General features: G+C 64.3%; 15 protein-coding genes. 12 read left to right on the forward strand and 3 right to left on the reverse strand.

What is annotated here, in order from left to right; translation table 11 throughout:
* Positions 1–28: 28 nt before the first annotated feature.
* Positions 29–553: a GNAT family N-acetyltransferase gene (locus PQR54_RS20265; protein WP_408248761.1), complete on the forward strand. Its 525-nt coding sequence runs from the start codon at positions 29–31 to the stop codon at positions 551–553.
* Positions 554–862: 309 nt separating this feature from the next.
* A complete protein-coding gene (locus PQR54_RS20270) occupies positions 863–2,005 on the forward strand; it encodes a hypothetical protein (RefSeq protein WP_408248763.1) in 1,143 nt (380 codons plus the stop codon).
* Positions 2,006–2,093: 88 nt separating this feature from the next.
* Here the strand turns inward: PQR54_RS20270 and PQR54_RS20275 are convergent, their stop codons facing one another.
* The 3 genes from PQR54_RS20275 to PQR54_RS20285 all read right to left on the reverse strand — a co-directional run bounded on the left by PQR54_RS20275 (position 2,094) and on the right by PQR54_RS20285 (position 6,761).
* Positions 2,094–2,828, reverse strand: coding sequence for a DUF2968 domain-containing protein (locus PQR54_RS20275; RefSeq protein ID WP_408248765.1), 735 nt, complete (start codon positions 2,826–2,828; stop codon positions 2,094–2,096).
* Positions 2,829–3,352: 524 nt separating this feature from the next.
* A complete protein-coding gene (locus PQR54_RS20280; protein ID WP_408248767.1) occupies positions 3,353–4,852 on the reverse strand; it encodes a gamma-glutamyl-gamma-aminobutyrate hydrolase family protein in 1,500 nt (499 codons plus the stop codon).
* Between the two features lie 151 nt (positions 4,853–5,003).
* Entirely contained in the window at positions 5,004–6,761 is a 1,758-nt protein-coding gene (locus PQR54_RS20285; RefSeq protein ID WP_408248769.1) for a cation:proton antiporter, read from the reverse strand.
* Between the two features lie 205 nt (positions 6,762–6,966).
* Here PQR54_RS20285 and PQR54_RS20290 point away from each other — a divergent pair, with 205 nt between their 5' ends.
* The 10 genes from PQR54_RS20290 to guaD all read left to right on the forward strand — a co-directional run bounded on the left by PQR54_RS20290 (position 6,967) and on the right by guaD (position 20,003).
* Positions 6,967–7,656: a DUF2848 domain-containing protein gene (locus PQR54_RS20290; protein ID WP_408248771.1), complete on the forward strand. Its 690-nt coding sequence runs from the start codon at positions 6,967–6,969 to the stop codon at positions 7,654–7,656.
* A gap of 7 nt (positions 7,657–7,663) precedes the next feature.
* Positions 7,664–9,013 (forward strand): MFS transporter, encoded by a 1,350-nt coding sequence (locus tag PQR54_RS20295; RefSeq protein ID WP_408248773.1) that lies wholly within the window; start codon positions 7,664–7,666, stop codon positions 9,011–9,013.
* A gap of 158 nt (positions 9,014–9,171) precedes the next feature.
* Complete coding sequence (locus tag PQR54_RS20300; RefSeq protein WP_408248774.1) at positions 9,172–9,852, forward strand: GntR family transcriptional regulator; 681 nt, start codon at positions 9,172–9,174, stop codon at positions 9,850–9,852.
* 74 nt (positions 9,853–9,926) lie between these two features.
* Complete coding sequence (locus tag PQR54_RS20305; protein WP_408249257.1) at positions 9,927–11,306, forward strand: amidase; 1,380 nt, start codon at positions 9,927–9,929, stop codon at positions 11,304–11,306.
* 123 nt (positions 11,307–11,429) lie between these two features.
* The gene (locus PQR54_RS20310) at positions 11,430–11,939 is read left to right on the forward strand and encodes a disulfide bond formation protein B (RefSeq protein ID WP_408248776.1); all 510 of its coding nucleotides are present in this window, start codon (positions 11,430–11,432) and stop codon (positions 11,937–11,939) included.
* A 380-nt stretch (positions 11,940–12,319) separates the two neighbouring features.
* On the forward strand, positions 12,320–13,867 hold the full coding sequence (gene xdhA, locus PQR54_RS20315; protein ID WP_408248778.1) for a xanthine dehydrogenase small subunit: 1,548 nt from the start codon (positions 12,320–12,322) through the stop codon (positions 13,865–13,867).
* Entirely contained in the window at positions 13,867–16,281 is a 2,415-nt protein-coding gene (gene xdhB, locus PQR54_RS20320) for a xanthine dehydrogenase molybdopterin binding subunit (protein ID WP_408248780.1), read from the forward strand. The genes xdhA and xdhB overlap by 1 nt, the downstream gene beginning before the upstream one ends.
* Before the next feature lie 96 nt (positions 16,282–16,377).
* Entirely contained in the window at positions 16,378–17,394 is a 1,017-nt protein-coding gene (xdhC, locus tag PQR54_RS20325) for a xanthine dehydrogenase accessory protein XdhC (protein ID WP_134458093.1), read from the forward strand.
* A gap of 83 nt (positions 17,395–17,477) precedes the next feature.
* Entirely contained in the window at positions 17,478–18,530 is a 1,053-nt protein-coding gene (locus PQR54_RS20330; RefSeq protein ID WP_408248782.1) for an adenosine deaminase, read from the forward strand.
* Positions 18,531–18,635: 105 nt separating this feature from the next.
* Positions 18,636–20,003: a guanine deaminase gene (guaD, locus tag PQR54_RS20335; protein WP_408248784.1), complete on the forward strand. Its 1,368-nt coding sequence runs from the start codon at positions 18,636–18,638 to the stop codon at positions 20,001–20,003.
* Positions 20,004–20,033: the final 30 nt, after the last annotated feature.

Genomic DNA, 20,033 nt, shown 5'->3' on the forward strand with positions numbered 1-20,033 from the left:
TCTAGGCATTCCGTTGATCACTACCCCGATGCGAACCACCCCCGCTCTTTCGCTGCGCCCCGCGACTCTCGCGGATGCCGCGCTCATTGCTTCGATCCACAGCACCAGTTGGCAGGCCACCTATCGCAGCCTGTTGCCCGACGCATTTCTCGACGGCGAAGTCACGCGCGAACGCGCGGCCTATTGGGAAGCGCGGCTGAGCGCGCCCGGCGGCGAACGCCGCATCGTACTGATCGCAGAATTGGCGGGCGAGCCGACGGGTTTTGTCTGCGTCGAACGTCAGCCGGAGTCCGCGTGGGGCGTGCTGCTCGATAACCTGCACACGCTGCCGGCCTATCAGGGCATCGGCGTCGGCAAGCTGCTCATGCATGCCGCCAAAGACTGGGCTCGCGCGCAGGGCGAAGCGCAACTCTATTTGTATGTGCTCGAAGGGAATGCACCGGCGATCGGCTTCTATGAGCGGCAAGGCTGGCGGTTCGTCGGCGCCGAACCGGATCATATGGGCGGCGTGGATATTACAGCGTTGCGCTACGTCTACAGGCTCGATCGATAGAACGAGCGTCGCCTGTCTGATAGTCGTCCAGGGTTGACCGATCCTGGACGGATCGACATATGTTTTCGGAACCGTCCGATCCCGAGGTCGGCTGCTTCCCGGCATCATCCTCGGCACCCTGCTGGCTTCACAGTGACCCGCCCATGCGCCCATGCGCCCGTGTGCTTGTCGAGAGCACAACGCGGGTGTTCGGCGGCGACGTACGGCGTGCATGTCTGGCGTTTCATGCGCATCGCACCGAGGCCTGAGACCCCGCAGATCCCGGGACCGCCGAGCGGCGGCCCCTTTAAGAGGCGCTGGAAACGACCGATGTCCACCATTCCCTTCACCCCGATCCAGGGCGACCTGGCCATGCCGCGCCTGCGTCCGCTGGGTCATGTGCCGGCGTCCTTCGGCCGGGACTGGGCACTGCTCCCGCCGGGTTACAGTTTGCGGGCGGAACTCAAGGCACTCTACGCAGCCATGCTGCGCACGTTCTGCATGAGCGATCAGGCCATTCGCTCGCTTTGCCGATGGTCGCCGTCGGAAGAACGGCGCGCGACTGAGGCGCCGGCTCCGCTGTTTGAAAAGCCATTCGACGCGGCCGCGCAAATGGCTGCTGCCGCTGCGGCCGTCCCGCCGGTTCTGCCGCGTGCGTACGCAACGGCGGTACGCGAGTCCGGCCATCATTGGAGTGCATTGGCAGGCGGCGCCTGCGTGCTCGGCGGCACTGCGATGCTTGGATGGATGGGGTTCGATCATCTGATGCATCGTGACACCGCCAGTCATATGGATTTCGCGGGCAAGGTTTCGCACGAACGCGACTCGCGGTCAGTGAAACCTCAGCCACCGGCCGTAGTCACCGCTCGCACTGTGGATAACGCAGCAGCAAGCACGTCTGCGGCAGTCGCGGCATCAACACCCGCGTTCTCGAGTGCGGCGCCTGGGTTCGCGCCCGCGTCCCGTTCCGCGTCGGCGTCGGCGTCGGCGTGGGCGCCGGCGCCGATCTCGATGCCGGTGCCTGCTTCGAACGCAGCCTCCACATCGCGCTTCACTTCAGCGCATGTCTTCGCGGATAAAACCGTCTCACATCGCCGTCAGCCCCTCCGCGAGGAAAAGCGCAAGCAAGTCGAACAAATTCACTCGCGCACGGCGCGTTTAGCCGTCGCAAACCCATCGCCGCACGCAACGGCTATTGCCGCTGAGGTGACACACACCGCGATCCCAAAGGTCGCAGTAAATGCGTCGCCAAAGCTGTCGGCTGCCGGAGCCTATTCCCCGGCCGCTCCGGCTCGACTCGGCGTCGACGAATACGCCGGCGTATCCATGTCCGCTGCAACACACGTCCGCGACATTGCGCCAACGGCGAGCACCGGGTCGTCAAACAATTCGTCCAGCACCAATGGAACCGAATGGATGAACCATCTTTCACAACGACGCGTGACCGACGTTCCGGATCAATTCGCGAAGTAAGCACGACGCAACGACATAGACGTGGCGTAGTACAAAAAAAGCGCGGCCATTCACACACGAATGGCCGCGCTTTTTTACGTTCATGCATTTACTTCTGAACCGGCAATCCCATTTCGGTTTGCCGCTGCAGTTGCATCACTTCGCCCTGCACCTGGCGCAACTGCGCTTGCGCCCTTTCCTTCTCAGCATGCAGCGCGACCGCTTCGCCTTGCGTTTGACGCTGATAGTCGTTGACCTTGGCCTGCTGTGTGCGGGCCACGTCGAGATCGGCTTGCAGGCGTTTCGCGCGATCTTCGGACATTGCAATCACGTCTTCGATATACGCCTTCTGCGCCTGCAACTGCGTGCGGCGAATCTCGACATCCGCGAGTTGCGCTGTCTGCTGGGCGAAGCCAGCATAGATCGCTTCTGCGCGCGCCATGTCCTCGGACTTGATCACACGCCAGAAATGCTTGTCCTGAAATAACGCGATGTAGTACGTCATTTCCCGCGGATGGAAAAACAGACTGGCGCCGTAACTGCCGTTATACGTGGTGCGCAGTTCGCTCAGCTTCGCGTCGTGAATCATCTGCATGAGTTCGGCGACATTGCCTTGCGCATCGCCGGCCGTGGGTGAAGTGGGCGACGCGGCCGACGTGGCTGATGCAGCGTTGCGCAGCGCGTCGGCGACGGGCTGCGGCGTCAGGGTATTGATGGCCGGCCGTGTGCCGACCAGCGGCGCGGCCCCGTCGCCTTGCGCGGCCAGCACGGACCCGCCCTGCTGCAATAGCGCACACGAGGTCGCGAGCAGCATGGCGCGCCGTATTGATAAGGGATACTTCATACGCGCATGCTCCATGCGAATCCAAAACAGCCGCAGATTATCGCGCGGATTCGCCTTTAAGCGAAGCATTCAAATGTCACGCTGACAGACTTTAAATCGAGATAAATAGTTGACGAGTGAGTTGACCAGGTCGGCGCGTCATCGCGAAATAAACAAGTTCGGATGAGACGAAAACGCGACGCTCCGCCTCGTGCGGATGGCGTTGAATTTACGTGACGGTTATGCGGACTCAGCCGTAGGCGGATTCGCAATATAGAGATAGAGCGTCTGGCAGTGAGAGACGCGAAGTTGGCTCAAGAAAAAACTCGCATTCCTGATTATCCATCTCGATAACGAGATGTCTCTGACTTCAAGAAACTGATGCTCCCGCATGCATCGGCAAGCCGATGCGAAAGTCGAGCGAGAAACGAATCGGAAAAACAATAAGAGAAAAATGCAAGAGGCGCACCGTTGCAAACCGCAGCGGTGCGCCCCCAACAAACTGCCAGCCCGGCCATCCAACCCGCCTCGCCAGCCGGCGCGTTTTAAAACCGCGTCTCGCGCGCCACACGCAGGAACGTATCCAGCAACGGCGTGCAGTCGAGCAACTCCGGCCCGCCCGCGCGATGAAACTCCGGGTGCCATTGCACGCCCATCACGAACGGCGCGCGCCGGTAGCGCACGGCTTCGATGATGCCATCCGACGCCGACACCGCTTCGATATTGAGATCGCGGCCGAGCGTCTTGACCGCCTGGTGGTGAATCGAGTTGACGATCGCATCACGCCGGCCCGGGAACATGTTGGCGAGCGTCGAACCGTCCGGGAAATGAATACCGTGCCGATGCTGATCGTAGTTCTCGTTGACGTGCGTGGCCGCGGTCGGCACATCGGTGGCGATGTCCTGATACAAGGTGCCGCCGAACGCCACGTTGATCAGTTGACAGCCGCGGCACACGCCGAGCACCGGCTTGCCCGACTCGACGAACTCATGCAGCAGTTCGAGTTCGTACATGTCGCGCACGCGGTCGCCCGGCCATTCGTGACTGGTAGCCTGTTCCGCGTAGGACTGCGGCGAGACGTCGGCGCCGCCTTGCAGCAGCAGGCCGTCGAGATGCTTCGCGTAATCGCGCAAACGGATATTGCTCGGATGCAGCATGCCCTGATGACCGACCGTCGGAATCATGAACACCAGCACGTCGCGCGACATCACCCAGTGCGCGATCGATTCCTCGAGGTACTGCAAGGTCTTGCCGCGCAGTCCCTTCGCGCCCGGCTCGGGATGGAAGATCCGCGCCGACACGCCGATGCGCAGCGTGCGTTGCGTGATCCGCTGGCCCGCGCGATCGAAAATCTGGCGCGCGCGCGCCGCGACGATGCGGCCGAACACGGTCCACGCCGAATCGTTGTGCTTCAGATAGCGCGGCGGCGACGGCGGCAACGCGTTGGGCGGCGGCGGGTTCGAGGCCGTGAAGTCAGGCGCCGCGCCGAACCCGGGCGGCGGCGAGCCCGCGCGACGCTCGGTGGAAGCCGGGATCTCTTCGTTCACTGTCACGTCTTCGACGGAGCTGACCAGTTCGCCGTCCACGGGTTCGCTGCCGCCGACAGTCGGCGACGGTCTCATTGCATGGACGCCGGCACGCCGCGCGTCCCGTTCATGAACCTCCGCTTCCTGCTTCGCGGTGGATGCCGCAGCCGAGCTGCGTGCTTCGGCGGCATCGCGTTGCCGCGCCTTTTGCGGATCGGTGGGCGTGACCGCCGACGCGCTGTCGGGATCGTCCGTCGACGATCGCACGGCGGCTTGTTCGGCAGCCGGCGTCACGGTGGACGCAGCGGACCTTGGGGTGGACGAAACATCCGGCGGCGTCACATCCTTGATCGGCGACTGGATGGCATCTTCGTGCGAGAGGGGTAGCGACGCCGCCGGATCGGGCGGCACGGAGCCGGCTGTCGACGCGCCGGGCGTAATGCCGGACGGCGCGGGCGAGGCCGAAGGCGGCGTGGGGTTGCCGGGCTTGCCGGCATTTTCAGGTTTGTTTTCGCTCATGACAGTCAGACAGGCGCCTTCCACGCGAACGAATGAATATGCCCTGATTATCCGCTAGCGAGCCAAGCGCCGCAAACCCGCACACAATTGCTCACATTGTTGCGGGCGCCACGCGGGAACTCGTTTTGGAGTATCGCGCGGCAAGTCCGACTCAAGGATCCGGCTGCTCTTCGAAAGTCTCACGCAAGGCGATCTGCATGGCCGCGTGAATTTTCACGCACCAGCGCCACACCAGCGCCAGCAGCAACGCGGCGCAAACCAGCACCGCGGCGAGCAGACCGGTCGGCGGCAGAATGCCGCCGGAAAGCGCCGCGACCAGCAGAAACACGCCGACCATCGAGACTACCGGCACCAGATCGGAAATCGCGTAGCGGATCGCGCTCGTGAAGCGCCCCGCCGTCGCCGGTTGCACGCTGACTTCGGCGAGCAGCAAGGCAAGCGACTTGAGCTTGCGATAGACGGCGACGAGAAACGGCAGCGACACGACCAGCGCGACGCTCCATAACACCACGCGCTGCATGGGCTCGGAACTCAGCCAGTGCGCGAGCCACGCGCTGGTATAGGGCGCGCTATACGACACGATCAGAAAAATCGCGGCGACCAGCGCCAGATTGACGGCGATCTGCAGAACGATCCGCCGCGTCATGCTGAACAGCGTGGGTTCGCCGCTGCCCGTGCTCAAGCTGCGCAACCATTGCCCGTACATGCCGAATACGTTCGCGAGCGTGCGCGGCATGGCGTGACCGAGGCGCTGCGTCAGCGGATCGGCCGCGCGAATCAGATACGGCGTGAACAGCGTGGTCAAGGCGGACACCGCCACCGCGATCGGATACAGAAACGCGCTCGTTACCTTCAACGTCAAGCCAAGCGACGCGATGATGAACGAGAACTCGCCGATCTGCGAAACGGTCATGCCGACGCGCATCGCCGTGCGCCCGTCCTTGCCGGCGAGGAAGGTGCCGAGCCCGCACGACACGATCTTGCCGACGATCACCGCCACCGTGATCACCGCGATCGGCCACGCGTAGTCGACCAGCACGGCCGGGTTCAGCATCAAACCGATCGTCACGAAGAAGATCGCGGAAAAAGCGTCGCGCAGCGGTGCGATCAGATGCTCGATCCGATGCAGATGACGCGATTCGGCCATGATCGCGCCGATCAGAAACGCGCCGAGCGCGATGCTGTAGTCGAGCTTCACGACCAGCAGACAGAAGCCGAAGCAGAAGCCGAGCACGGAGACGAGCAGCATCTCGTCGCTCTTCGCCCGCGCCACGTAGTTCAACGCGCGCGGCACGACCAGAATGCCGACCACCAGCGACACCGTCATGAACAGCAGCAGCTTGCCGAGCGTGACCACGGCGACACCCGCGCTCAGCTGCCCCGTCTGCGCGATGCCCGACAGCAGCACCAGCATCGCGATGGCGAGAATGTCCTCGACGATCAGAATGCCGAACACCAGTTGCGCGAAGCTCTCGCGCTTCAGGCCCAGTTCGGAGAGCGCCTTGACGATGATGGTGGTCGACGAAATCGCGAGGATCGCGCCGAGGAACAGCGAATCCATCGAGCTCCAGCCGAACGCGCTGCCGATCTCGTAGCCGATCCACAGCATCAGCACGATCTCGGAGAGCGCCGCGACGATCGCCGTCGCGCCGACCTTGAAGAGTTTGCGCAAGCTGAATTCGAGGCCGAGCGAAAACATCAGGAACACCACGCCGAGCTCGCCTAGTGTCTGGATGGTCTGCTCGTCGTGGATCAACTGAAACGGCGGCGTGTACGGCCCGATGATCACACCCGCCGCGATGTAGCCGAGCACCACCGGCTGTTTCAGGCGATGGAACAGCACGGTGACGACGCCGGCGAGCGCCATCACGACCGCCAGGTCCTGAATGAAGCCGATGCCATGGTGCATGAATACGTCCCTTACAAAAAGTAATATTGGAGAGCGCAGTTTAACAAACGAATGCGACCGGCTGCCGCGCGCCAGCGTCCTTCCGGCGTTGGACGCTTCCCCGGGCGCACGACTCATCCAACCCTCAAAAGAATGTTTTTGACACGCTGGACTCCTGTGAAATATCACAATAATATTTGCTGCATATTTTCTTTGGAGTCGAGCAATGCAGCAGGTGTCCTTCAACGTTGTAGACCGTTCCGGCGGCAGCCGCGCCGAGATCGCCGAGGTGAATCGCCTGACCATTGCCGGCTGGGCCGGCCGCGATCAGGCCGCGATCGAGCATCACATCGCCGAACTGGCCGAACTCGGCGTGAAACGGCCGTCCACCACGCCGTGCTTCTACCGCCTCGGCGCGGAACTGCTGACGCAGGCCGAGCAGATCGACGTGGTCGGCGTGAAATCGAGCGGTGAAGCCGAATGCGTGCTGGTGCAGACAAAGGCGGGCTTGCTCGTCACCGTCGGTTCGGATCACACCGACCGCGAAGTCGAGGCCTACGGCGTGACCGTTTCCAAACAGGTCTGCCCGAAACCCTTGGCCCGCGACGCCTGGCGTTTCGACGATGTGGCCGGCCACTGGGATCAGCTCGAACTACGCGCCTTCGCAGTCGCCAGCAACGGCGAGCGGCGCGTCTATCAGCAAGGCAGCGTGGCATCGCTGCTGCCGGCCGCGGATCTGCTCACGCGCGCGCCGCTCGCGCAAGGCGCGGCGATGTTCTGCGGCACGCTGGCGGTACAGGGCGGCATCGTCGGCATGGCCGACGGCGACGCGCTCGAACTCGAATTGCACGATCCCGTCCTGAACCGCACGCTGCGCCACGCCTATCGCGTGTGCGCGCTACCTATCGTCGAATGAGGCACCCATGAACTCCCCTTCGCTATCCGCCGCCGACGCGTCTTCCGACGCGTGGCTCGAAGCCGTCGCCCTGCGCAAGATCACGTGGCGCATCATGCCGTTCCTGTTTCTCGTCTACGTGCTGTCGTATCTGGACCGCGTCAACATCGGTTACGCGAAGCTGCAGTTCACCGGCGACCTCGGCCTGTCGAACGCGGCGTACGGACTCGGCGCGGGGATCTTTTTCTTCGGCTACTTCGTGTTCGAAGTGCCGAGCAATTTGCTGCTGAAGAAGTTCGGCGCGCGCGCCACGATCGCCCGCATCACGATGCTGTGGGGCGCGCTGTCGTGTCTGATGATGTTCGTGCGCACGGAAACGATGTTCTACGTGTTGCGCTTTTTCCTCGGCGTCGCCGAAGCCGGGTTGGTGCCGGGCGTGGTGCTCTATCTGACCTTCTGGTTTCCGTCGGACCGCCGCGCGCGCATGGTCGCCGTGTTCATGGCGGCGATTCCGGTGGCCGGCATCATCGGCGCGCCGTTGTCGGGTTTTCTGATGTCGGCGCTGCATGAAGCGCACGGCTTGCGCGGCTGGCAGTGGATGTTCCTGATCGAAGGCATTCCGTCGATTCTCGCCGGCTTCTGGGCGCTCGCCGTGTTGCGCAACACGCCCGCCGAAGCTGCCTGGCTCACCGACGACGAAAAGCGCGTGATTCTTGGCCGGCTCGCGCGGGAAAACAGCGCGGCCGCGGCGGCCGGCGCGGAACATAGCCTCGCCGTGGCGTTGCGCTCGGGCCGCTTCTGGCTGCTCACGCTGATCTATTTCTGCCTCGTCACCGGCAATGCGGGCTTCTCGTTCTGGCTGCCGCAGATCGTCAAGGATCTGGGCGTGACGAACCTCGTCACCAATGGTTTCGTCACGGCGATTCCGTATCTGGCGGCGGGCATCGGCATGATCCTGATCGGGCGTTCGTCGGACATCACCGGCGAACGGCGCTGGCACTATGCCGTGTGCTGCTTCATCGGCGCGGCGGGTTTGCTCGGCAGCGCCTCGGTCACCAACTCGATTCCGCTCGCCGTCACCGGTTTGTCGATCGCGTATATCGGTATTCTCGCGGGCTTCGGCATCTTCTGGTCGATGTCGACGACCTTCCTGCAAGGCACGGCCGCCGTCGCCGGAATCGCCGTGATCAACTCGATCGCGAACCTGGCGGGTTATGTGAGCCCGTATGTGCTCGGCATCGTCAAGGACGCGACGCATAGCGTGACGTTCGGGCTCGTGCTGATCGCGGGGGCGCTGATCGTTGGCGGGCTGGTCACGCTGATGATGCCGCGCGTGAAGGTGCAGCATGCGGCGGCGGTTGCGCCGAGCCGCGCCTGACGGACGGCTACGGTGATGGTGACCGCGACGCCACGCGCCGCACCGTGCGCGAGCCGAGGCCGGCGCGGGTCGATCACCCGCTGCACGCCCGACCCGCGCCGCTGTGTGCGCAAAACCTTGCTCTACAATGCGGACGACATCGTCCGCTGCCACTTCACATGACGCTTTTGCAGACCGCCCGCCCTTCCCCGCCCGCCCGCGCGACCGCCGCCGCGAGTCTCGCCGAGCAGGCGTATGCGTTCGTCAAGCGCGAGATCATCACCATGCGCCTGCGGCCAAGCGAGGTGCTCAACGAAGCGGAACTGATGGCGCTGACCGGCATCGGCAGGACGCCGGTTCATCAGGCGCTGCATCGGCTGGTGCACGAAGGCATGCTGACCATCATGCCGCGCAAGGGCATCATGGTCCGCCCGGTTTCGCTCGACGACGTGCTGGCGATCATCGACGTGCGTCTCGTCAACGAAAGCTACTGTGTGGAACTGGCCGCGCGCCACGCGCAGCAGCATGACTACGACGCGATGCAGGCGCTGCTGGACCGCTCGGCCGTGTGCGTCGCCGCGCACGATATCGAAGGCATGATGGATATCGACCGCGAGTTTCATCTGGCGATCTCAGCCGCGTCGCGCAACCCGGTGCTGGCGGACATTCTGCGCGGGCTGCACGAGCGCTCGCTGCGCTTCTGGTTCATTTCGCTGTCCGAGCCGCATCATCTGGAAGACGTGCACGAGGAACATCTCGAACTGTTCGGCCTGCTGCGCGAACGCGATGCCGAAGGCGCGCGCCAGTCGGTGCAAAAGCATATCGAAGCGTTCCGCGCGACAGTCTTCAATCGCATTTAGCCGAACGCATTTAAGCCATCATATTTAGCCCAATGACCGGCTTTGCCGGGTTCAACCGGATTCCTACCGACATCATGGCCACTGAATTCACGCCCTTTCCGCCGCTAGCCCAACTTGCCGCCGACCTCGCCGCCGGACGCACCACGAGCCGCGCGCTCGTCGAGACCGCGCTCGAACGGATCGCCGATCCGGCCGGCCAGGGCGCCGCCGTCTTCATGAATGTCGACGCCGACAGCGCCCGCGCCGCCGCCGATGCGCACGACCGTCTGCGCGCCGCCGGCACCGTGCTCTCGCCGCTCGCCGGGATTCCGGTGTCGGTGAAAGACCTGTTCGATATCGAAGGCCAGCCGACCCGCGCCGGTTCCGCAGTGCTCGCCGACGCCCCCGCCGCCAAGGCGGACGCCGTCGCGGTCGCACGCTTGAAGCGCGCGGGCGCGGTAATCGTCGGCCGGACCAATATGAGCGAGTTCGCGTTTTCCGGACTGGGCTTAAACCCGCACTACGGCAATCCGCTGTCGCCGTACCAGCGCGGCGTGAAAGGCGATGAGCGGATTTCGGGCGGCTCGTCGTCGGGCGCGGCGGCTTCCGTCGCGGACGGCATGGCGGCCATCGCGCTCGGCACCGACACCGGCGGCTCGATCCGCATTCCGGCTGCCCTGTGCGGCCTGACCGGCTTCAAACCGACCGCCGACCGGATTCCCAAACAGGGCGGCGTGCCGCTTTCGTCGACGCTCGATTCGTTCGGGCCGATCGGCGTTTCCGTGGCCTGCTGCGCGCTGGTCGACCGCATGTTGGCCGGTCTCGAGCCGCGTATTCCGGCCGCCCGTCCGCTGGAAGGCGTGCGCCTCGGCGTGCTGACCAATTTCGTCACGGACGGCGTCGAGCCGGCGGTCGCCGCGGCAATCGACACGGCGCTCAAGCATCTGGAAGCGGCTGGCGCGATCGTCAGCGAAGTGCGTTTCGCGCCGCTCGACCGTTTGCCCGAGATCAACCGCTTCGGGTTCTCGCCGATCGAGGCGTATGCGTGGCATCGTCCGCTGCTGGAAAAGCATCGCGACCAATACGATCCGCGCGTGCTGGTGCGCATTCTGAAGGGCCAGCCGGCCAGCGCCGCCGACTATCTCGACCTGCTCGCCGAACGCGAGGCGATGCTGGCCGAAGCCGCCCGCACGCTGTGGCAACGTTTCGACGCGGTCGTGGCGCCTACGGTGCCGGTGGTGCCGCCGCGCGTCGCCGATCTGGTCGACGACGATGACGCCTTCGGCCGCACCAACGCGTTGATCTTGCGCAACCCGAGCGTGTTCAACTTCCTCGACACCTGCGCGCTGTCGCTGCCGTGCCATTTGCGCGGCGACGCGCCGGTCGGCCTGATGCTGGCCGGCGCGCCGCACGCCGACGACGCCCTGCTCGCCATCGGCCGCGGCGCCGAAGCGGTGCTCAAGGCGATTCGCTGATCAAGGAACGCCAACGCGCTCGATCGGGAAATACGCCGTAAAAGCAGGATAAGCGGCGGGGCGAGGGTTCGCGCTAGAATCGCGGGCACCCGCCCTTTCCGTTTCGAGACAGCCACACGATCCATGAATAACGACACTGCAATGCTGCGCCGCGAGCGCTCCCTGCTGGTTCTGCTTGGCCTGATCTGCGTCGCCCTCGTGGGTGGCGCGCTGTATCTGCAGTATTTCCTGCACGAAGACCCGTGCCCGTTGTGCATCATCCAGCGGTATTTCTTCCTGCTGATCGCGATCTTCGCGTTCCTCGGCGCGCGTTTCAACAACTGGCGCGGCGTGCGTCTGCTGGAAGTGCTGGCGGCCCTGTCGGCGCTGGCCGGTATCGTCACGGCCGTGCGCCATGTGTATGTTCAGGCGAATCCGGGCTTTAGCTGTGGCTTCGACGCGCTGCAGCCGTTGGTCGACAGCTTGCCGCCCGCGCATTGGCTGCCGGGCGTGTTCAAGGTCGCCGGCCTGTGCGAAACGGCCTATCCGCCGATCCTGGGTCTGACGCTGCCGCAATGGTCGCTGGTCGCATTCGTGGTCGCTTTCATCCCGCTGGTGCTGACGCTGGTGCGCAACCGTCGCCGGATTGCCTGACCGGTTCTGCCGCCCCGCGTTCACCGCGCTGAACAACGAACACCGGATTTTGCGCCGCCGAGTGCGACGACGCGGAATCCGGCGTTTTTTCGTCCCGAAGCCACGCTGCTTCTGGTCCGCCAGACCTTCCCTTTCCCCCGCAGCGCCCGGCCACGCCTGGCTTTCCGCCTTCCGTCCCGATTCACGCAACTTCCCGCCTTAGCGCGAATCGTACTTATCTCATGACCGCTTCCGAATAAGCTTCATGTGACATGGGAAATCTTTTTGGGACAAGGTAATGCTATCTTCGGGACTGGATGGCGATCTACGTGCGCGAGGCCGGCTTTGGCACGACCCCATGCGTAACGCGCGCCCGGTCCGCAGTGTCTTCTGGATTCGCCATGACAACGCAAACCATCCGCTTTTATCACCAGGGGGCCGTCCGTGAGGTCGCGGGCGTTCCTGCGTCGCGCACCGTGCTCCAGCACTTGCGCGAAGATTTGCATTGCACCGGCACGAAGGAAGGCTGCGCGGAGGGCGACTGCGGCGCCTGCACAGTCGTTATCGGCGAACTGGACGCGCACGGCGGCCTCGCGCTGAAAGCGGTCAATGCCTGCATCCAGTTCCTGCCGACTCTGGATGGCAAGGCACTCTTCACCGTCGAAGACCTGCGCGCCGCCGACGGCGCGCTTCACCCCGTACAACAGGCCATGGTCGCCTGCCATGGTTCGCAATGCGGTTTCTGCACGCCCGGTTTCGTGATGTCGATGTGGGCGCTGTATGAAAATCAGCCGGCCGCCGCCGGCCTGCCCACGCGCGATGAAATCAACGCCGCGCTCTCCGGCAATCTGTGTCGCTGCACCGGCTACCGGCCGATCGTCGACGCGTCGCAGAAGATGTTCGACTATCCGCAATACCCGCGCGTAACGCTCGACCGCAAGGCCGTCGCGGATCAGTTGCGCGAACTGCAACGGCGCGACACCTTCGAATACCACGCGCCCGACACGCGCGGCGCCGCGTTCGGCTCGCCTACCTTTTATGCGCCGATCTCTCTCGATGCATTTGCCAAGCTCCGCGCCGAGCATCCGCAAGCGCGACTGTTGGCCGGCAGCACCGACGTCGGCCTGTGGGTCACCAAGCAATTCCGCGATCTCGGCGACATTCTGTACATCGGCAACGTCGCCGAATCGAAGACGATCGAGCGCGATGCGCAGACGCTGACAATCGGCGCCGCCGTCACGCTCGAAGATGCGTACTCAGCACTCGCCGTCGACTACCCCGAACTCGCCGAACTGTGGACGCGTTTCGCGTCGCTGCCGATCCGCAATGCCGGCACGCTCGGCGGCAACGTCGCGAACGGCTCGCCGATCGGCGATTCGATGCCGGCGCTGCTCGCGCTCGGCGCCGAAGTCGTGCTGCGCCACGGTCCAAAAACGCGCACGCTGCCGCTCGACGCGTTCTACCTCGGCTACCAGAAGACCGCGCTCGCAGCCGGCGAATTCGTCGCGGCGCTGCGCGTGCCGCGGCCGGCCGGTAACCTGCGTTTTCGCACCTACAAAGTGTCGAAGCGTTACGACCAGGACATCTCCGCCGTGTGCGCGGCATTCGCGCTGCACCTCGGCGAACACGGGGTCATCGAGCAAGCGCGTATCGCGTTCGGCGGCATGGCGGCCACGCCGAAGCGGGCCGCGCAAACCGAAGCCGTCCTGAATGGCGCAAGCTGGGACGAAAGCACCGCGCGGCAAGCCATGAATGCGCTCGTCGCCGATTACCAGCCGCTCACCGACATGCGCGCGTCCAGCGCGTATCGACTGAAGGTGGCGCGCAATCTGCTGTGGCGCTTTCACCTCGAAACGCGCGATGACGCGCCGCTCGCCCTCTTCGACGTGAATGCGTTCGCGTTCGAAGCCGGCGCGCCGGACGCCGCCGTTGCGAAGGAGCCGTCGTGATGAACCGGACCGATGCTTTCGTCGAACATGCTGCCAGGCACGTCGCTCATGAGAGCGACGCGTCGATCGGCGTGTCGCTGCCGCATGAATCGGCTGCGCTGCATGTGAGCGGCGAAGCCACTTACACGGACGACGTGCCCGAGTTGCAAGGCACCTTGCACGCGGCGCTCGGCCTGTCGCGGCATGCGCACGCGCGGATCGTGTCGATGGATCTGGACGCGGTCAGGAAAGCGCCGGGCGTAATCGCCGTGTTGACCGCCGAAGACATCCCCGGTGAAAACAATTGCGGTCCGGTACTGCACGACGATCCGATACTCGCGGTAAATGAGGTGCTCTATCTCGGCCAGCCGGTGTTCGCCGTGATCGCCGAAAGCCACGAGCTCGCACGCCGCGCCGCCTCGCTCGCAAAAAGCGACGACGTGGTCCGCTACGAACCGCTCGAAGCCATCCTCACGCCCGCCGATGCCAAAGCCGCAAAGCAGTTCGTGCTGCCGCCGCTGCATCTGAAACGCGGCGAGCCGGATGCAAAGATTGCCGCAGCGCCGAACCGGATCAGCGGCACGTTCGAAGTCGGCGGCCAGGAACAGTTCTATCTGGAAGGCCAGATCGCCTACGCCGTGCCGAAGGAAATGGACGGCATGCTCGTCTACAGTTCGACGCAGCACCCGAGCGAAATGCAGCAGGTGGTCGCGCATATGCTCGACTGGCCGCAACACAATGTATTGTGCGAATGTCGGCGCATGGGCGGCGGCTTCGGCGGCAAGGAATCGCAATCGGCAGTGTTCGCCTGCGTGGCTGCGCTTGCGGCGAAACTGCTGCGCCGTCCGGTCAAACTGCGCGCCGACCGCGACGACGACTTCATGATCACCGGCAAGCGCCACGACGCGGTCTACGCGTACGAAGCGGGCTTCGAGGACAGCGGCCGCATTCTCGGCGCACGCGTCGAAATTGCGTTGCGCGCGGGCTATTCCGCAGATTTGTCCGGCGCCGTCGCCACGCGTGCTGTCTGCCACTTCGACAACGCGTATTACCTGTCCGACGTCGACATCGTCGCGCTTTGCTGCAAGACCAACACGCAATCGAATACCGCGTTCCGCGGCTTCGGCGGTCCGCAAGGCGCGCTCGTAATGGAAGTGATGCTCGACAGCATCGCGCGTCAGTTGAACTGCGATCCGCTCGACGTGCGGTTGGCCAACTACTACGGCATCGGCGAGCGCGACACGACGCCGTATGGACAGCGCGTCGAGGACAACATCATTGCGCCGCTGACCGACGAACTGCTCGCTACCAGCGACTATCGCGCGCGCCGCCAGGCGATCGCGGCCTTCAATGCAAGCAGTCCAGTGCTCAAGCGCGGCCTCGCGTTTTCGCCGGTGAAGTTCGGCATCTCGTTCAACGTGCCGTTTCTGAATCAGGCCGGCGCGCTGGTGCACGTGTACAAAGACGGTTCTGTGCTCGTCAATCACGGCGGCACGGAAATGGGCCAGGGGCTCAACACCAAGGTCGCGCAAGTGGTCGCCAACGAGTTCGGCTTGCCGCTCTCGCGCGTGCGAGTCACGGCAACCGACACTTCCAAGATCGCCAACACGTCGGCAACGGCCGCGTCGACCGGCAGCGACCTGAACGGCAAAGCGGCCGAAGCCGCGGCAAAAACCATTCGCGCGCGGCTCGCTGAACTCGTCGCCAAACAACTCGGCGGCACTTCGAACGACGTGCAATTTGCCAACGGCGAAGTATCGGTGAACGGTGGCGCGATGCCGTTCGAACAACTGGTCGGCGCTGCGTATCTGGCGCGCGTGCAGTTGTGGTCGGACGGTTTCTACACCACGCCGAAAGTGCATTGGGATGCGAAAACGCTGACCGGTCACCCGTTTTATTACTTCGCGTATGGCGCGGCGGTATCCGAAGTCGTGATCGACACGCTGACCGGAGAATGGAAACTCGTGCGCGCGGACGTGCTGCACGACGCCGGTCAGTCGATCAATCCAGCCATCGACATCGGCCAGGTGGAAGGCGGCTTCATTCAGGGCATGGGCTGGCTCACCACCGAAGAACTTTGGTGGAACCGCGATGGCCGTCTGATGACGCACGCGCCATCCACCTACAAGATCCCTGCGGTCAGCGACACGCCCGCCGCGTTCCACGTGCAGCTCTATCAAAACCGCAACGCCGAGCCGACCGTGTTCCGCTCGAAGGCCGTCGGTGAGCCGCCGTTGCTGTTGCCGTTTTCGGTGTTCCTCGCGATTCGCGACGCGATCGCGGCCGCGGTGCCGGATGCGCAGGAGGCGCCGCAGTTGCGCGCGCCGGCCACGCCCGAAGCGATTCTCGACGCACTGGACGCCTTGCAGCCGCCGCCAGCGCCGCAGCCGGCAACGGAACCCGCGACGACCGACACAACCGACACGACTGCGTGAAAAGATAACCCCAAGGTCTGACGCGACACGAACGCGTGAGGCCACACTCAACCGGCCGCACGGACACCCCGCGCGGCCACGTATGGAGAACGCCGGATGCAAGCCTGGCTACCTGACCTGCAACAACTGCTCGCGCACGGCGACGCTGCCGTGCTGGTGACGGTCGCGCGCGTCGAAGGTTCGGCGCCCCGCGAAGCCGGCACCAAGATGATCGTCACGCGCGATTCGGCGAAACACACCATTGGCGGCGGACACCTCGAATGGAAAGCCATCGAGACCGCGCGCCAGGTGCTGCGCGACGGCATGCGCTCGCCGCATATGCGTCGTCTGGAGCGTTTCGCGCTCGGCCCGAGCCTCGGCCAATGCTGCGGCGGCGCGGTGATTCTCGCGTTCGAGCGGCTCGACGTAGGCGACCTCGGCTGGATCACGACGCTCGCAAAACGCGTGGCCGCGGGCCAGTCGACGGTGCGTAGCGTATCATTCGGCCCCGCACCGGATGCGGTGATGCTGTCCGACCCCGAGCCGGGCGTCGACGCCGCTGACTGCCTGCTGTGGGACGGCGCCGGTTTCGACGACAGCGGCGCGCTGCTCACCGAAACCGTCGCGCCAGGCGACTTCTCGGTCGTGCTGTTCGGCGCCGGCCACGTGGGCGCCGCGCTGGTTCGCGTGCTGGCCACGCTGCCGTGCGCAGTCCGCTGGGTCGACGAACGCGACGCGCAATTTCCGCCCGCGGAAACGCTGCATGCTCCGAACGTGAAGATCGATCCGAACGACGCCCCCGACGAAGCCATCGACCAGGCCGCGCCGAACACGTACTTCATCGTGATGACGCACAACCATGCGCTCGATCTCGAGTTGGCCGAGCGCATTCTGCGACGTGGCGACTTCGCGTTCTTCGGCATGATCGGCTCGCACAGCAAGCGCAAGCAGTTCGAACACCGGCTGGCCGCGCGCGGTCTCGACCCGTCGCTGATCGCGCGGATGAAGTGCCCGCTCGGCGTGGACGGCATCGTCGACAAGTCGCCGGAGATCATCGCGATCTCGGCGGCGGCGCAGGTGCTTCAGGCCGTCGAAGCGAACGCGGGCGTGCATCACGCCACGCAGACGGTTTGATGCGCGGCATGTCGTCGATACGACGCCTACGCATACGGTGCGCGATGATTCCACAAGCGACTCCAATGAAATCCTGACCGACCATGACTACAACGACTGTTACCCCCACGCCGCTGGCCGAAAAAACCGCGCTGGCACCGAAGGCCGAATTGCATATTCATATTGAAGGCTCGCTCGAACCCGAACTGATTTTCGCGCTCGCCGAACGCAACGGCGTGAAGCTCGCCTACGACTCGATCGACGCCTTGCGCGCCGCGTACGCATTCACTGACCTGCAATCGTTCCTCGACATCTACTATGCGGGCGCGAGCGTGCTGCTGCATGAGCAGGACTTCTACGACATGACGATGGCGTACGTCGAGCGCTGCCTCGCCGACAACGTGATTCACAGCGAGATCTTCTTCGACCCGCAGACGCACACCGAACGCGGCGTGCCGATCGCGACCGTCGTGGCCGGCATCGAGCGCGCGCTCGCCGACGCGGAAAAGCGCGGCATGACGAGCAAGCTGATTCTGTGTTTCTTGCGTCATCTATCGGAAGAAGACGCGCTCGCCACGTTCGAAGAAGCGCTGCCGCTGTTCGAGCAGTACAAGCATCGCCTGATTGGTGTGGGTCTCGATTCGTCGGAACGCGGCCATCCGCCATCGAAGTTCGAACGTGTATTCGCCAAGGCGCGCGCGCTCGGCCTCAAACTCGTTGCCCATGCCGGCGAAGAAGGCCCGCCGTCGTATATCTATGAAGCGCTCGATCTGCTGAAAGTGGATCGCGTCGATCACGGCGTGCGCAGTATCGAAGATCCGGCGCTCGTCGCGCGTCTCGCGGATTCGCGCGTCGCGTTGACCGTGTGTCCGCTGTCGAACCTGAAGCTCTGCGTGTTCGACGACCTGACCAAGCACACGCTGAAGGACCTGCTCGATCGCGGCGTCGCCGTGACGGTGAATTCCGACGATCCCGCGTATTTCGGCGGCTACGTGAACGCCAACTATTTCGCCACCATCGACGCGTTGAAGCTCAACGATGCCGAGGTCTACACGATCATCCGCAACAGCTTCGAAGCGTCGTTCGTCACGCCCGAGCAACGCAGCGAACTGATCGCGAAGCTCGACGCGCACTGGCACCCAAGCGGCCCGCACTGACGGGCCGAACTAACGCAGCCGGCGGCGGCACGGGCTCATGAGTGAGCCGAGGATTCAACCGTCGTCCGGGCTGTGCAGCTTCCCACAATCGGAGACGGTTTTTCCATGACTCATTCCGCCAACCCGGCTAAAACGGCCCAATCGGCATTCCGCGCGCAACTGCTGACCTTCAACGGCGATCCCGCGCAATCGCCCAACGCGGCGGTTTTCAACGAGGACGGCCTGCTGATCGTCGAAGACGGCCATGTCGTCGCGGCCGGCGCGTATGCCGCGCTCGCGCCGCAACTCGCGCCCGGTACGCAAGTGCAGGAAATGCGCGACAAGCTGATCGTGCCGGGTTTCATCGATACGCACATTCACTATCCGCAGACGGACATGATCGCGTCGCCGGCGCCGGGTTTGCTGCCGTGGCTCGAAACGTACACGTTCCCGACCGAGCGCCGCTTCACGGACCCGGCCTACGCGCGCGACACCGCGAGCTTTTTCGTCGACGAACTGCTGGCGTGCGGCACGACCACCGCGCTCGTGTATTGCACGGTCCATAAGGAATCGGCCGATGCACTCTTCACCGAAAGCGAAGCCCGCAATCTGCGCATGGTGGCCGGCAAGGTGCTGATGGACCGCAACTGCCCCGAGTTCCTGCGCGACACCGCGCAATCGGGCTACGACGACAGCGCCGAGCTGATCGGCCGCTGGCACAATCGCGGCCGCCAGATGTATGCGCTCACGCCGCGTTTCGCGCCGACCTCGACCGAAGCGCAACTGGAAGCGTGCGGCGTGCTGGCGGGCAAGCATGCGGACATCTTCATTCAGAGCCACGTCGCGGAAAATCACGACGAAGTGAAATGGGTCGCCGATCTGTTCCCCGGCCACCGCAGTTATCTGGACATCTACGATCACTACGGTCTGCTGCGCCGCCGCGCTGTGTACGGCCACTGCATCCACCTCGACGAGGAAGACCGCAAACGCATGGCGCAAACCGGCACGGTCGCGTCGCATTGCCCGACCTCGAACCTGTTCCTCGGCAGCGGCCTGTTCGACTTCGACAAGGCCGATGAAGCCGGCATGCCGGTCGCGCTGGCGACGGACGTCGGCGGCGGGACCTCGTTCTCGATGCTGCAGACCATGAACGAAGCGCACAAGGTCGCGCGTCTGGGCGGCCATCACCTGACGGCCACGCGCATGTTCTATCTCGCGACCGCCGGCGCCGCCGAAGCGCTCGATCTGGCGGACAAGGTCGGCACGCTGAAGCCGAAGTCGGAAGCGGACTTCGTCGTGCTCGATCCGCGCGCGACGCCACTGCTTGCACGCCGCACCGCGCGCACTGAAACATTGGAAGAGTTGCTGTTCGCGTTCGCGCTGCTCGGCGACGATCGCGCGATCTATGAAACGTATGCCGCCGGCAAGCGCGTGCATCGTCGTGATGATGTGCGGCAAGCTGCGTCATCGGGCGCGGCGAGGATCGCCGCTTGATCTGCTTGATTTACGCGGCTGAATAAAGAA

Origin of the sequence: Paraburkholderia phytofirmans (assembly GCF_046028095.1) — a bacterium.
Taxonomy (GTDB): domain Bacteria; phylum Pseudomonadota; class Gammaproteobacteria; order Burkholderiales; family Burkholderiaceae; genus Paraburkholderia; species Paraburkholderia phytofirmans_A.